Source organism: Petrachloros mirabilis (assembly GCF_975968855.1).
On the sequence record NZ_CDLUDY010000206.1, the window covers coordinates 1 to 13,812 of the forward strand.

Annotated in this window: 13 protein-coding genes; 1 reads left to right on the forward strand and 12 read right to left on the reverse strand. The window is 56.0% G+C overall.

Annotation, left to right across the window (positions count from 1 at the left end):
• The 5 genes from ACWVCN_RS08255 to ACWVCN_RS08275 form a co-directional block, all read right to left on the reverse strand.
• A partial coding sequence (locus tag ACWVCN_RS08255) for a CBS domain-containing protein (RefSeq protein ID WP_455245087.1) occupies positions 1-187 on the reverse strand: 187 nt, incomplete at its 3' end.
• 571 nt (positions 188-758) lie between these two features.
• Positions 759-1,481: a hypothetical protein gene (locus tag ACWVCN_RS08260; RefSeq protein WP_455245088.1), complete on the reverse strand. Its 723-nt coding sequence runs from the start codon at positions 1,479-1,481 to the stop codon at positions 759-761.
• Positions 1,482-1,708: 227 nt separating this feature from the next.
• On the reverse strand, positions 1,709-1,972 hold the full coding sequence (locus ACWVCN_RS08265) for a hypothetical protein (protein ID WP_455245089.1): 264 nt from the start codon (positions 1,970-1,972) through the stop codon (positions 1,709-1,711).
• Positions 1,973-2,408: 436 nt separating this feature from the next.
• Entirely contained in the window at positions 2,409-6,599 is a 4,191-nt protein-coding gene (locus ACWVCN_RS08270; RefSeq protein WP_455245090.1) for a hypothetical protein, read from the reverse strand.
• Positions 6,600-6,721: 122 nt separating this feature from the next.
• Positions 6,722-7,903, reverse strand: coding sequence for a hypothetical protein (locus ACWVCN_RS08275; RefSeq protein ID WP_455245091.1), 1,182 nt, complete (start codon positions 7,901-7,903; stop codon positions 6,722-6,724).
• A gap of 197 nt (positions 7,904-8,100) precedes the next feature.
• Here ACWVCN_RS08275 and ACWVCN_RS08280 point away from each other — a divergent pair, with 197 nt between their 5' ends.
• A complete protein-coding gene (locus ACWVCN_RS08280; RefSeq protein WP_455245092.1) occupies positions 8,101-8,238 on the forward strand; it encodes a hypothetical protein in 138 nt (45 codons plus the stop codon).
• A gap of 104 nt (positions 8,239-8,342) precedes the next feature.
• Here the strand turns inward: ACWVCN_RS08280 and ACWVCN_RS08285 are convergent, their stop codons facing one another.
• From ACWVCN_RS08285 to ACWVCN_RS08315, 7 genes are all read right to left on the reverse strand, one after another.
• The gene (locus tag ACWVCN_RS08285; RefSeq protein ID WP_455245093.1) at positions 8,343-8,816 is read right to left on the reverse strand and encodes an NUDIX domain-containing protein; all 474 of its coding nucleotides are present in this window, start codon (positions 8,814-8,816) and stop codon (positions 8,343-8,345) included.
• A gap of 48 nt (positions 8,817-8,864) precedes the next feature.
• A complete protein-coding gene (locus ACWVCN_RS08290; protein WP_455245094.1) occupies positions 8,865-9,263 on the reverse strand; it encodes a secondary thiamine-phosphate synthase enzyme YjbQ in 399 nt (132 codons plus the stop codon).
• Positions 9,264-9,467: 204 nt separating this feature from the next.
• Positions 9,468-9,764 (reverse strand): M23 family metallopeptidase, encoded by a 297-nt coding sequence (locus tag ACWVCN_RS08295; RefSeq protein ID WP_455245095.1) that lies wholly within the window; start codon positions 9,762-9,764, stop codon positions 9,468-9,470.
• A complete protein-coding gene (locus ACWVCN_RS08300; RefSeq protein ID WP_455245096.1) occupies positions 9,761-10,027 on the reverse strand; it encodes a hypothetical protein in 267 nt (88 codons plus the stop codon). The genes ACWVCN_RS08295 and ACWVCN_RS08300 overlap by 4 nt, the downstream gene beginning before the upstream one ends.
• A 37-nt stretch (positions 10,028-10,064) precedes the next feature.
• A complete protein-coding gene (locus ACWVCN_RS08305) occupies positions 10,065-11,705 on the reverse strand; it encodes an acetolactate synthase large subunit (protein ID WP_455245097.1) in 1,641 nt (546 codons plus the stop codon).
• A 149-nt stretch (positions 11,706-11,854) separates the two neighbouring features.
• On the reverse strand, positions 11,855-12,214 hold the full coding sequence (locus ACWVCN_RS08310) for a hypothetical protein (protein ID WP_455245098.1): 360 nt from the start codon (positions 12,212-12,214) through the stop codon (positions 11,855-11,857).
• A 197-nt stretch (positions 12,215-12,411) separates the two neighbouring features.
• Positions 12,412-13,182, reverse strand: a complete 771-nt coding sequence (locus ACWVCN_RS08315; protein ID WP_455245099.1) for a CBS domain-containing protein — start codon at positions 13,180-13,182, stop codon at positions 12,412-12,414.
• Positions 13,183-13,812 lie beyond the last annotated feature (630 nt).

The window sequence follows — 13,812 nt, forward strand, 5'->3', positions numbered from 1 at the left end:
CTTTCTCTTCTCCGATAACTTTGCGAATAATATCCGGCTCCGTCACAATCCCGACAATATCCTCCTTCTTCTTCACGAGGACACTGCCGACTTTGAAGTTTTTCATCATCTTGGCCGCTTCAATGGCGGACCGCCCAACTTCGATATGTACCAATTTGCGAGTCATCAATCGTTCTACCGGAATCATGCTTCCTCCTTAAGGTTTATGGGTGCACTCCGATCGTGAGCCCTGAAGAGTGTGTTGTATTAGCAAGAATGTCTCTTCTCGCGGTCATCATTTTTGTGATTGGCTCGTTCTTGCCATTCGCTGTTCTCACACGCAACAAGGGGATGAGCACGGACTGCCTCATGGCCAAGAGTGTTCTAATCCCTACCCCCAGAGGGATGGCCACCAGCAGGCTGAGGATGGATATGAAATATCCCATGTGTGACATGATGCTGCCCTCTCGTTGAGTTCGAGTTCTCGACTAATTGGTATGAGCCTATCAGGCAACCTTTTCAAATCAGTCACATTGGCGTTAACAATTTGTAAACAATTCGAGGAAGTCCACCGGAAGATTTATTCAGGTGGAAACTTCGAACTCATCGAAGGCGGGCGGTGAAATGTCGAGGATTGAAGCTAAGGCTGGTTCAACGACGATAAATGATTGATTCTGCAGGAAAGCGCGTTTGATAACTCAGGCTCCTGGACAATGACCCTGAATGGTGTCGCTGGTTCTCCAGCCATACGTTAAAGGGAAGCTGAGAATATCTTCGATTTAGTCTGTCACGCTCTGTCCTCTCGATTTCTTTCGGTCCCGGTCGTAACAGGATTGAATAGCGTTCCGGGACAACGTGTCGTCAACCGATTTGCTGCGGGGCTTTCGGCTTGTCTCCCCTCGCATCGCGGCTCTCGAGTGCATCACGACTTCGATACACTCTTCGAGTGTGACATCCCTCGCCTGCTCTGGATTCAGCAGCTTCAGGGCATTGCTCTCGATTCTCGCGTCTTCTCCTCGATGTTTTCTTGCTGACCGGATCAGGTGATCGATGCGGTCCTGTTCCATCCGATCGATCTGAACCATAGCCGCTCGGGCTTGCTCACGATCGGTATCCGTGCAGCGCTCGAATTCGGAAAGATGGCGAAGTGCTTCCCGCGCATCGGACATCAGCGAGAGGGGGAATTCATTCTGCGACACCGCCTCCACCAGCGGAGCGATCGATGCGCCACATTGGGAGGCCAGGGCGAATGTCACGCCTGTCTGCAATCTCGAAGCAGTTGTGAATAACCGGAGAATCGCCGGCACATCACCGGGTGTCAGCGCCTTGGAGAGAGTCACGAGTGAGTCACGATTGTACCCAAGGCCATGGGCGCCAAGATGTTGGCTCCTCACGATTGCATCCCGTACGCGGTCTTCTGAATTCGCCGATCCGTATTCAGGGAAAAGCCCTACAATTCCGATTCCCAGCAGCAGAAAAGCGAATACCATCCGTTCGCGCACAGTACCTCCCGCATTCCGACGCCGCGCAATCAGAAGGCTACGTGCCTTGAGGCAAACTGTCAATGTAGAGCAGCTAGAACGAGGTGACGATTGAAATCGAATCCGTACCGCACATCAGGCCGGTTAGACAATCCCGCTATCCCCTGCAGGTGCGAGAGAGGATCCAGCTCGATAGTATTCAGATCGGTAACGGTCAGCGCACTCCTAACTTCGATACTGTAATCAACTTATTGACTCCGAGACGATACCTGCTGCGTCATCCGTGCGATACGAAGCATGACTCGTCCATCATGGAGTCCCATCGCATACCGCTCAACCACATCAGATGGAAACAACTGATACCGAGTCATGCGGTTTTGATCAAGAATAGCGTCCCAGAGCCCATCTTCTTCTGCGCGCCACCGGTCGAAATCAGGCTGCGTTCTTGCCTGCGCTCTCTGGCGGCGGCACCACTCGATACGAGCAATCAGGACGTTGGTCTCGTTGGCCATGGCATCCTCCTTTCAAAAGTGTTTAGGTTCTACTCGGCTCCCGCTTAGATATCTCTCTTCGCCAGGACACGACGCCATGATAGAACCGCAAAGAAGATGCCAGTGACACTTCGGTCGCGTTCCATTACAACGAAGCAACGCACGGGTGCAGCATTTGCTAAATGTTTCGAACAGTTGCTACTCTTCTTCCTTCTCTTCAAGCTGATTATTACAAATTTCTAACGAATGGACTCGCATGTATTTCTGTAGGGTTGAGAGTCCGGTCTCTGCACTTCACCGTGCATGGCACGGGGCGAACTTCTTTTTGGTGAGGTCCGATGCGAAATAGCGCCGCCCTATTGGGCGGAGCACCGGCACGAACAGGAAGGATTCAACAGGGTGGAATCACTTATGGGCAGAGATTACTAAATCGTGTCTTGTTGCGAGCAACTCAGCTTCACTTTTTCTTCTTGCCGCCCAATAGGCCTTCTATTAGCTCCGTCGCCTTCTCCGTGATTGCTTCAACTGCTTCTTCGGTTGTTTTTTTTGCTCCCTCGCCCCCCGTGCAACCGGTCAGCACATGTGCGACTGTGCCGACGATCGCCCCCGCAGCCGATCCGACGGTGCTGCTAGCCTCCACCGTTGCCCCGTACTCGGGATTTTCGGCTGTTCCAGTGACCGTGACGGCAACCGGCAACACTGTAAAACCCTCTGCGGTCTTCGCAAAATGATCGAGACAGGGAATTTTGACGTAGTCGGAAAAGGCCGGTCCGATCTGCGGTTGCACTCGCACATCAAGTCGACCGTCCAGCCCCACCTTCCCGCTCGCCTCTGCCGCAACAGCGGGACCGTCAGCACGAATCTGGCTGATCTTTACCCAACCTTCTTTTATTTGAAGTTCACCATGCAGCGTCTTGAATCCCAATCCCTTGAAATCATCAATACGGGTCTGTTCCGCGAGGAACTCAAGAACCGGGGACTTGACGAACTCGCCGTCGTTGACATCAAAGACCACCTTGCCATCGAGACTCTGCCGTAACGCCTGTCCCTGCCCACGGCCGGTGCCCTCCGACGTGAATTTTCCGCGACCTTTGATCCGTGGTTCCGCTTCCCCCGACAAAGCTTTGGAGATGATCCCGACATCCAAAGCCTCCCCCTTCGTATTCCAGCTGAATTCAGGCTGCCTCCCCTTCAAAGCCACGATAATCGTCCCTCCTACCGAACCCCCTGCAATGCCCGTCGGCTCCAGTGTCGCCTGCATCCTTTGCCCATCTCCCTTGGCGATCAGTCTGCCCTTTCCGATTTCAAGAGACCGATAGACAACAGTCCCAATGGAAAGAACGATATCGAGGTCCAACGGCACGCCAAACCCGGTTTCGTTACCATTCGTAGCTGACTTCTTCTCTGAGTCCTTACTTTTCGAAGGCTGCTCGGAGGGTGGCGTAACGAGAGCCTGGTACCAATCGGCATCGAACGCATCTACACTTCCAAGAAGCTGTACACGAGGGGTTACGCCTGTCCTAAAGCTCCCGCTCAGTGCTACCCGATCAGCCCTCCCTTTTGGCCGCTCCGTGGTAAGTGCGAATGTCCCCACCTTGATCTCGTCGCCGCTCCGAGACAGATTATGCTCCAAGCGCAGCGTTGCAGGCTCCGGCTCACGACCTTTTACCGTGACGCTAATTGGCCCGACCGTTTCCTTTCCCTGAACGGCAAGGGTCTTCCCGCCCGGCTCCTGTGTGAACTTGATATCAGCATTCACCGGCAACGGACCGGCTCCGCGGCCCGGTAAGATGCCGAAGAAATCTACGAAGGGTGCGCTATCCAATTCCTTTAAGGTCACATTCACCGTACCTGCAGGCGAAGTCACATTGTCATCGGCCAACGGCCAGCGCCCACTCGCTGTCAGCGTCCCGGCCTTTTTCCCTCCGGACTCTACAGTCACTTCCACCCTATGGAGTTCGACAAAGGTCCGTGCCTCGTCCACATCCAGCTCCACCTTGGAATCGATCGCTCGTGTCATACGGTGGGTCTTATCCAGTCTGATGGTGAGGTTGTCCGATCTGAAGGCGCTCCTAAGTGTAAGGGGTTTCGCCTGTCCCGCGGTCATCACTCGCACTTTTCCTTTGAGGCTTCCACCGGAAATCATATCGTGCTGCCGCTCCGTGAGCAGACCGAGGCGGCCAACGAGCTCGCTGAGATCGCTGGCTGTGACATCCAATGACAAATCCGTTGCCCCAGCGGTCTCAGCAGCTCCGGCGAGGTGCAACTGAGCAAGCAGCTTCTTCCCATGCCGGGCTCGTACCGTCCAGGAGTCCACGACGACACGGGACCGATCGACGACTTTCGCACGAACTTCGGTGCCCAACGTAACCGGATCGCTCGGGCGTTTTTTCTCCCGCTCGATCGAAATCTCTTCCAGATCCAGTCGACCGTCAACGTCAATTTCATCTGTTCCCTTGAGACGTACCTTCAAATCAGCATCCAGAGCCCCCTGTCGAATCGGGGCGAGAGCCTGAGTCCCGACCAGCACAAGCCACGGACGGAGCTGTTGCACACCCAACCGATTCACTCGCAGCCCGAGTGTAATCGGTTCCTGAGATCCGCCTGACTTTGACGCGTCACCTTTCTTATCCTCTGCCAGGCTCAACGTGAGAGGCTGATCGAGCGATAGCGCGACTGTGAGGCGACGCTGTTCGACGACTTGCACGCTCAGCTGGTCCACCCGAAGCATTGATGTCTTCCGGTTGAAATCGCCAGCCTGCTTGACCAGAAGATCGATCGATGGGGCATCAGTTCTCGCATCCGGCAGACGGAGTTGAATGTCCCGGCCGCGAAAATCGACTTCCCATTTCGCTATACCCTCGTCAACAACGACATCGGCATGACCATCCACGCCGGCCCGACCGATTCTGGTTTGACTCCACTGACTGATCAACGGATTGAGCGTCTCCCCCGGTAAACCGGATAGCTTCATCGCGCCGGTTAGGGCGGTAAGCTCCGTGGTCGGCGCGATACGGACTGCACCCTTTGCCTGAAGCGTACCGACCTGTTTGCCCTTCAGCCCGATAGTGGCCGTCAACGAATCGAGCTTGAGCAGCTTCATGTCGCTCAGCCGAGATTTCCAGTCTGCGCCAACTGCTAACGGTCCCACGAGCCCGGCCCGTCCGCTTCCCTCGCCCCGCAACATCACTCCTGAGGATTCAAGCTTGCCGGCGACGTCCACGACCTCGCCCCGTCCATAAATGGAGACGGCCAGGGAGGCTCCCAGCCTGCCCCCCATAACTCCTTTCAGCGGGTCGTTGCCCATTAAGCCCACCCACGGCCGCAGCTCTTGGACATCTGATTGAGCAAGCCGGAGGGAAAAGACTGCAGCCTCGCCGGCCACGCCAGTGGACTGAGTCCCTTCTCCGGTACGTTCCAGACGCAGCGAGACAGGGCGATCCAACGCACCAGACAACAGAGTCTTGGAGCTGTCGGTTATACTGAGCGTGAGCGTCTCAATGGCCACATCCTTTGTAGCCGAATCAAACGATCCCATGTGCTGAAGCGAGACATTGATCGGCGGGCTGGCTTCCTGCTTGCCTGATTTGAGACGGATAGCCGATCCGGTCAGCGTACCCCGAACGGAATTTTGTGGCCCTTCGATGTGCGCTTCGAAACGTGCGTCGAACCGTCCTGCGTGCACGTGCGTGGGACCCGTCCCGCCGAGAAACACATTCAGCGTCTCTCCTGTGATGCCCGCCATCGTGAGGGAAGCATCCGTGACCGATGGGTGTTTTCCCCCATCCCTTGAAGCAGTCAATTCAACCGTCCCCAATGTTTTTCCGGCCTTGCTGATCGCAACATTCGATGAAACTCTGACGGTCTCTTCTTCATGCGCATACTCGCCTTCGATCGTCTGTGCAAAATTGAAAACCTCGGGATCCGACGGCTCGATCTGACCTCGGCCTGTCCTGAAAAGAATCCGATTGGAGCCATTCCACTTGATCGGCGTCCCACCCGAACCGATTTCCACTGTGAGGGCAAGGTCAACGGTTCCTGAGAGGTCCCTCGTCCCGCCACGCTCAAGGAGAAAACCTGTCTGGAATTTCACACTTCCCGCACGGCCTGGGCCGAGTTGATCCAACGTTGCATTCACCCGCGCCGTGGTTTTGCTGCCTTCTTGTTGTACGACAATGGCGAGTTCTTCGAAACTGGCATGCTCCACCGCTACCGGGATGAATCCTATCGCCTCCGACGGCTCCCTCTCCCTTTCTTCAACCGGTACCTCCTCCGCTCCAGGGACGATGACGACGCGAAGGTTCGCCTTCTTCAACTGCAGGTCGTCGATCTTAGGCACCCCTTCGGAAAAGATCGACCAGGGCGCTGCACGAAGAGCCATTCGTTTCGCGTCGAATGAGATCTTCGATGCAGGATCCTTATAAACGAGCCCCTCTATTTCGAGCGCCCCCGAGAAGGAGAGAAACCCGTCCTCTGCTTCGATCTTGGCACCGGTAAATTTCGCGGCGAGGGGAATGATGACGTGACGGAACCCATGCCGCGTCTGCAGGTAGAAGAGCAGACTCACAAGGGAGATGAGACCGACGAGGAGAACCAGACCGATTTTGCTCAGTAGAGACAGACGATTATATCCATTTGCGGTGGTCATCAAGGCAGAATCAATTCTCCGATCAATGGAAGCAGCTTACCAAGACAGGACCTGCTATGGAAGACGGAAAATAGCAGACACATGCCGTCGACAGATAAATCCTATGCGAGATGTATCGTGCTTCACTCTGGTGCGGTGAGTGCATCCTGCGCCACATGGCCGGTCATAGATTTCTCCACAATATTGTGCTCAATCTCCTTCGCGATAACCAGGGCAAGCTGATCCGTGGAGAGAGCGCCCATCGGCAATGACATCGTATCCGAATAGAACGGATCTTCAGGATCCGCCGTCCGGTATGTATTCACCAGAATTGCGGCAGGTTGAATCGAACGCCCCGTCGATCCCACAACCACTGCCTTGTCCGCCGGCAAAACTCGCGTTCTGGTGGCCCAGTCACGCTGGTCGATTTTGACGAAGGCTACGTTCCAAATCTTCCCGTTCAGGAGGCTGGTCACCGCACGCGGGGTGGATTTCAGAAAAGACGGCTCGCGGACGATTTTTTGAAGGGCCTCTCGAGTCCGAATGTCGTAAAAATGCGTCGTTGAATCCGGTTGAGCGGGGGGAATCAGCTTGGAAGTTCCGATCACGTAGAGGGGTTGGCTCTCCAAACTGTTGAAGTCGTCCACGGTACGCAAATATGTCTCGAAGAGTTCTTGGAGCAGCCGGACCCGTTCCTCACCCGACAACTCCGGTATCTCTTTATTGGTACGAATCGGGGCATGCCGGAAATCTCGCTCCATCGCAACCGTTTTCGCCATTGGACTCGTATCCGCTTTACTGACCACCCATTGAAATTCTCTTGCCAATACCGGTGCCAATCGCTCGGCATCTCCCACATACCCCCGATCGCGGAGCAACGAGGCACTGATCAGCAACTTGACTCTCCCGGGGTCCGCCAGACGTGCAACTAAGAACGGAAAGGCTTTCCCCTCTCGATTCACAACGGTCGGCTGTACGATGACTCGCTCCAACAATCCCTTCCTCACTGCTTCGTCGAATCGTGGGTACTCTGGCCGATGATCGACCAGAATGCCGAACGCGCCAATCACTGTCCGAAAAGCGGCTTCAGCTTCATCAGGCGTGCCGCCTCCCGTCTGTTCCGTGCCTCGCTCCAAAAACAGCCGGAAGGGGACGCCCGGTATCTCATAACCCGCTTCGGCCTGACCCTTGGTTTCGGTATTGCGCTTTCCCTCTTCTCCAGCGTAGGCGCTGTGGAGAGCTCCTACTGCAGACAGCATCACGATCAGATAACGGAACCGGCCAAGGACGTGGGTTTGAAAAGACCTGTCTGTAACCTTCCTCATACAAGCTAGGCTACTGCTCGACTTCCTGACATGTCAACGCGGGAATAACCAAAGAGCATGTGAATTTCCAGCTAGGAATATCAGATCTCCTGTATCACCAATCTCCCAACGTGAATCCATTCTAGGAAACCTGTCTCTAATCATTCAGGACCTCACAACACATCCGGTCCGAAGAGAGGTGATGAATGGTGAACGGCATGGTTGAAGCATCGCTGGCCATCAGCGGATTGTTCACAGCCTTTGTGGTTTCTTACTGGACGATGAAGGCATATGAACCGAAAGAGGCAGTCATTCCTGTCACGGTTGACCAACCGCGATACAAGAAGGCGGCCTAAGCCAACCCAAGCGAGGTCGAGTTAAAGGAGTCCCCCTGGCTCGACCTCGGGTGGCCTTACCACATGGGGGAATTCCTGTCCTGTCCCTTCTGATTTCCGATCCTCTACTCGCCACGTCTTTTCAGGAGAGACCGCAGTTGATCGAGAAACCCTCTCTGTCCCGACTGGATCTTTTCATGGGCAGTGGGAATGTCGAACCAGGCTCCGCGATCCACTTCGGGAAATTCCCGGATCATTCCAGAATGAGGCGGCCACTCCAACGGAAAGGTGTTGCATGTCAGTGTGGCGGGATCGATATCCCCTTCCACGGCCCAGGCGGACACCAGCTTCCCACTCGGTTGCAGTAAAGGCTCGAGCGGCTGAAGCGTCCCCACCACGTGAGAGCCGGTCTCCTCGGCAAACTCACGTTGCGCGGCGGCGATTGGATCTTCCCCTTCACCATACAAACCTTTCGGAATCGACCAGGCCCCGCGGTCTTTCTTCTCCCAGAATGGTCCGCCTGGATGGACCAGGAAGACTTCCAATCCACCTTCGCATTTTCGATAGAGCAAGATGCCGGCACTGAATTTTTTTGCCATCCATCACCACGAAAACCTGTGGTCACTCCGGCAGAATTCGTCCTGAGATCAGGTCGCGAAAAGGTTCACGTGAACGTTTCGATCGCGCGGGCCGTCCAGTTCCACCAGCATCACCGATTGCCAGGTGCCGAGCACCAACTTACCGTCTGACACTGGAATCGTGAGTGACGGCCCAAGTATCGACGAGGCCATGTGCGACCAGGCGTGAGCCGGATTGTGCGCGTGGCGAAACTGAATGTCAGGGATCACCTGCTCCACTACTTGTAGAAAGTCATGCTCGGTTCCTTCTCCAATCTCCCCCGTAGTCAACGCCGCAGTCGTATGGGTGACGAACAGACAACAGAGTCCCTCCCTCATCTTCGCCTTGCGGATCAACATCTCGACCCGATCAGTCAAATCCACGACCTGCTTCCGGCTGCTTGTGTTGACGTGCAGAACTTCAGACATGGAGGATTTTGATCTCAGCTATAGAGTTCGCGGTGAACAATCGGGACAGATTGATCACGAGTTCATCCTATAGGTAAACCACCGCAAGTCCTAGGCAAAGTGATTCGTGCCGTCTTCATCTCTCAGCACCTTACAACCGTAAATGATCACCATTGTGCAGGTCCGCATTCGAGATCGTGTTTCACTCCCGTCCGATCTTCTTTCTTACTTCACGAAGCGTGAACGGGAGCAAATTCCTGAAGAGGGAAACGGGTCCTCGCTGTTCATCACCTGAAAATGCAAATGCGGTTGGAGGGAAGACCCGGAGTTCCCCACCTCGCCCAACTGTTCGCCGGCTCGCACCCTGTCACCCTGCATCACGCGAACGGATCCACAGCGCAGATGGGCTAATAAGGGATACACGGCTCCACATTTGAGAATCACGTAGTTGCCGCCGTAGGCCTCAAGAAGCGATCCGGGTTTTGGGCTGAACAGCAGGAGGCGCACCAGATGACGGATCATACTGATTCGTTCCCTGTCCGGCACCATGTGCAAGAGGCCACCACCACCCCATCGAAAGGAGCCACCACCTGCTGTCCCCAGGCGTAGGTCATGCCCACGTGGATGGAGCCGAAGAGATGCCGCAGAAACGTCGTAGTGAGATAGGTAAGTTTTGTACCGCTCGTCGCCAGAAAATCATAAGCCACCTTAGGATGACCGGGAGGATTCAAGATCGCCCATTCGCCCTTCAAGGGCGGATCCATCACAAGGCCTAGGCTGCTCACAATGCTCGCCTTCGCTAGTGCAATCGCTCGTCGCGCGTCAGTGCGGGAGCCGTTGCAACCGTTCGGTTAGCCGAAGATTCTCGGCATAGTCGACCGGACAGTCGATGACCGCCGGGACTTTGCTCTTCAACGCCTCGATCAGGATGGGCTGTAGCTCGGACGGTTCCGTCACGTGATAACCGACCGCGCCGAAACTCGCGGCGTAGCGCGAGAGGTCGGGATTGCCGAATTCCACTGAGGATGTCCGCCCGAACCGCAGCTGCTGCTTCCAGCGGATCACACCGTATCCGTCGTCCCGCCACACCAGCACGACCAGCGGGAGATTCAGCCGAACTGCCGTCTCCAATTCCTGGGAGTTCATTAAAAACCCGCCGTCACCCGTAACAGCCACCACCCGGCGTTCGGGATGCAGCAACTTGGCTGCAACCGCGCCGGGGACGGCGAAACCCATAGCGGCAAACCCGTTCGAGATAATACAGGTGTTGGGCACTTCGCAGGGAAACATCCTGGCCATCCAAAGCTTGTGAGCTCCGACGTCGCAGATGATCACGTCATCCGGCTCCAGACTGCTACGGAGTTCCCGTATCAGGTGCTGTGGTTTCATCGGCCAGGATGGTGCGCTTTTTAGCTCCGCTTCAAATCCCTCGATCACGCTGTTGCGGCATTCGGATGCCCAGTGCGACTCAAACGGCACAAGCCCTGCCCCGACGAGCTCCAACGAGAGACGAATGTCCCCCAGCACGCCCACCTCGACGATGTAATGTTCATCCACTTCCGCCGGCGACGGATCGATGTGCACGATGCGTTTATCACGGTTTGCGTTCCAGAAACTGGGCGCGTACTCGACGAAATCGTAGCCGATCGCGACGACCACATCGGCCCGCTCCATCACCACAGCCGCATAATCCCGTGCCTGCAGCCCGATGGTATAGAGAGAAAGCGGATCGCTGTCCGGCATGGCTCCCTTGGCCATGAACGTGCTGAGGACCGGTATTTGGATACGCCGCGCGAATGCTCTGACGGCCTCGTGCGCACGGCCCCGAATAACGCCGTTCCCCGCGAGAATCACCGGACGGCGCGCCGATGCAATGGCTCGGACCGCCTTTGCCACCTGGGTCGGAGACGGCTCCGGCATCACCGGCGCCTGTACGAAGAGTGGACGAATCACATGCGGATCACCGACCTGCTCGTCCGCAACATCCTCCGGCAGTTCAAGATGAGTCGCGCCCGGTTTCTCCGTCTGAGCGATCTTAAACGCCTTCCGCACGGCTTCGGAAATCACCTCTCCCTTCGGGATCGAGGTGTTCCACTTGGTGACGGGCTTGAACATCCCCAGCACGTCGATGGACTGGTGTGATTCCTTGTGTCGTCGATTCAACGAGGCTTGCCCGGAGATCGCCACGAGCGGCGCGCGATCCAGGTAGGCATCGGCAACGCCGGTCAACAGATTGGTGGCGCCAGGACCAAGGGTGGAGAGGCATACCCCGGCCTTCCCGCTGAGCCTGCCATAGACGTCGGCCATGAACGCCGCACCCTGTTCGTGCCGCGTCGCGATAAAGCGCATGCGGGACTCGAGCAACGCATCCATCACCTCTAATGTCTCCTCTCCCGGCAGGCCGAAGACGAAATCCACGCCTTCATTCTCAAGGCAACGCACCAACAACTCAGCCGCCTTCATAGAAATCACTCCTCAACGGGAGGCATTCACCGGCTTTTGCAGTTTTCTCTCAACGCCGGCGGGATGGAACACTGTTGCCCATGAGCAGCCTGGACGATCGGAACAGTTCAACGACTCCGTTTCTCTGCTGAACCATTTCGTCCAGCCGGTCAGTTCTCCATCATTTCGAGCCTGGTATCGAACTCATGTCCGCAGACCAGGCAACGGATACAATCCGATTCGACCGTAAATTCCTCAGCCCTGATTCCCATCCCGCCACAGTCAGGACATCTGGCCAGATGGAGCTTCTGGTCGTCGAGGGTCTCGTACTGACTGCCGTGCAGGCAATAGACCGGCTTCCCCTCGAACAACCAGGGATTACCGGCCTTGTCGACCACCGGCAACACCAGGTAATGATGATTCACGTAGTCCTCAATATCGCGCCGGCTTGCAAATCCGTCTTTGATCATCTTTCCGCTCGCGGCGTCATACAGTTTGTTCTCTTTCACGATGGCTTTCGTCGGCCCCATGTCTCACCTCCCTCTTGATCAATGCAGAAAGCTAAAGACTGCTGCCATGATGAGGACTCCGTTTCCCGTGAAACCCTCCCTTCTCCTCCGATCGGCGCCGGGCATCAGTCGCGCCAGAAATCAGCGCCCTCTTCTGGAATCCTCCACAGCCGTCCCCGAGCCCGGCATACGAACCACGTAAACGACGTCTCGCGCCATCAGACGACGCCGGAATAATAGCGCAGGATGTTCGACACGGAGATCACCCCGATAATCTGGCTGTCCTGCGTCACAGCTAGGTGCCTGGTCGCCTGATCTTTCATCATCCGCACGGCTTCAATAAGCGGGCGGTTCCCCTCGATGGCCACAATCGGCTGGCGCATGCAGGTCTTCACGGAAGTGGTATTGGGATTCAGCCCGTTGGCCACGACTTCACGCGCCAAGATCGAGTCCGTGATGAATCCGACGTAGGAACGATCGTCCGTCAATAACAGGGAGCCGAGTTTCCACTTCTGCATGAGTTGTCCCGCTTCTCTCAGACTGGCTTCGTGGGACAGGCTCCGGATGTCCGACGAAATATGTTCAGCTACCTGGGGACCGATGAGAGTCTGCCGGCTTGACTTGGCTTTCTTCGGCTCGGCCGCCCGGCGCGCCTCCAATTCAGCCACGCAGCTTTCCAGTACGCGGCTCCGTTGCAAAAGGCTTTGCCGCTGGACATCCAACTCCGCGCTTTCCGGAGCTTCCTCCGTCAGGTTGACCAACCCGGAGGCCTCGCCCAATTCCGCGTACTCATACGCGTGCAACAAGTCGGAGGTCTGTCCGAGCAGATCGCCGATCAACCGTTCCGATTCCAGGTCGAATTCTTCCAAGCTGCGGGTCGGACGGCCCTTACCCAGGAATGACGCAAGCTCGGCCACCTGTTTCCGCATGCGTTCGATGGTGCGGTCCAGAGAGATCCGCGGTGGTTTGGGAGTGCTGCGACCGGCCATAGCGCCTCCTTGTTATGTAAATGGGGTAACCGATCTTACGCCCCCGCGAATGAGAGAGGCAAGACAGCGTTCGCAACGTCATCCCAATCCCGCCCGAGCAGGCTAGGCTTCCGATTGCACCGGCGTTCTTCGAACGCTAGACTTCTCCGTCACCACGACAATGCTCACCATGCGCTTACGCAAAAACTCGGCGCGCCGGTCACACTGCACAGCAAATACACCGCCAGGCGCATCCCCAATCCCACCGCGCAAATGAGACAGAATGTTTCCTGACACCTTTTTTATAATCCAACGACCCGCGGTTTAGAAATATCAGAAACTCCAACCTCAGACGACCTAACACCACAAGAAACAACAACCTGCGACTCCACAGACATGGCGAGAGATGGGGCTGGTTTGTCCTGTTCTGGCAGCTGCGTGGCAGCTAACTGTGAGAGTGATGCTACGAAATTTGATCGTCTTGGGAACCCAAGATGATCAGTGTCAATCTAGCGCCATCTCCGCCTACGGTGGCCAAAGCCCATGTTCTGATTTTGGCAAAAATGTCTTTTTCGGCTTAGACCGAAGGGACCTGAAGAACATACAGTTCTCCCTTCATTCCCTCATGAAGATCGCAATGGAACGGAATGC

Coding starts and splice junctions, on each gene's coding strand:
- ACWVCN_RS08310 (WP_455245098.1), bottom strand. CDS start 12,214: ATGGGGCCGACGAAAGCCATCGTGAAAGAGAACAAACTGTATGACGCC.
- ACWVCN_RS08275 (WP_455245091.1), bottom strand. CDS start 7,903: ATGAGGAAGGTTACAGACAGGTCTTTTCAAACCCACGTCCTTGGCCGG.
- ACWVCN_RS08305 (WP_455245097.1), bottom strand. CDS start 11,705: ATGAAGGCGGCTGAGTTGTTGGTGCGTTGCCTTGAGAATGAAGGCGTG.
- ACWVCN_RS08270 (WP_455245090.1), bottom strand. CDS start 6,599: ATGACCACCGCAAATGGATATAATCGTCTGTCTCTACTGAGCAAAATC.
- ACWVCN_RS08285 (WP_455245093.1), bottom strand. CDS start 8,816: ATGGCAAAAAAATTCAGTGCCGGCATCTTGCTCTATCGAAAATGCGAA.
- ACWVCN_RS08295 (WP_455245095.1), bottom strand. CDS start 9,764: ATGATCCGTCATCTGGTGCGCCTCCTGCTGTTCAGCCCAAAACCCGGA.
- ACWVCN_RS08280 (WP_455245092.1), top strand. CDS start 8,101: ATGGTTGAAGCATCGCTGGCCATCAGCGGATTGTTCACAGCCTTTGTG.
- ACWVCN_RS08315 (WP_455245099.1), bottom strand. CDS start 13,182: ATGGCCGGTCGCAGCACTCCCAAACCACCGCGGATCTCTCTGGACCGC.
- ACWVCN_RS08290 (WP_455245094.1), bottom strand. CDS start 9,263: ATGTCTGAAGTTCTGCACGTCAACACAAGCAGCCGGAAGCAGGTCGTG.
- ACWVCN_RS08265 (WP_455245089.1), bottom strand. CDS start 1,972: ATGGCCAACGAGACCAACGTCCTGATTGCTCGTATCGAGTGGTGCCGC.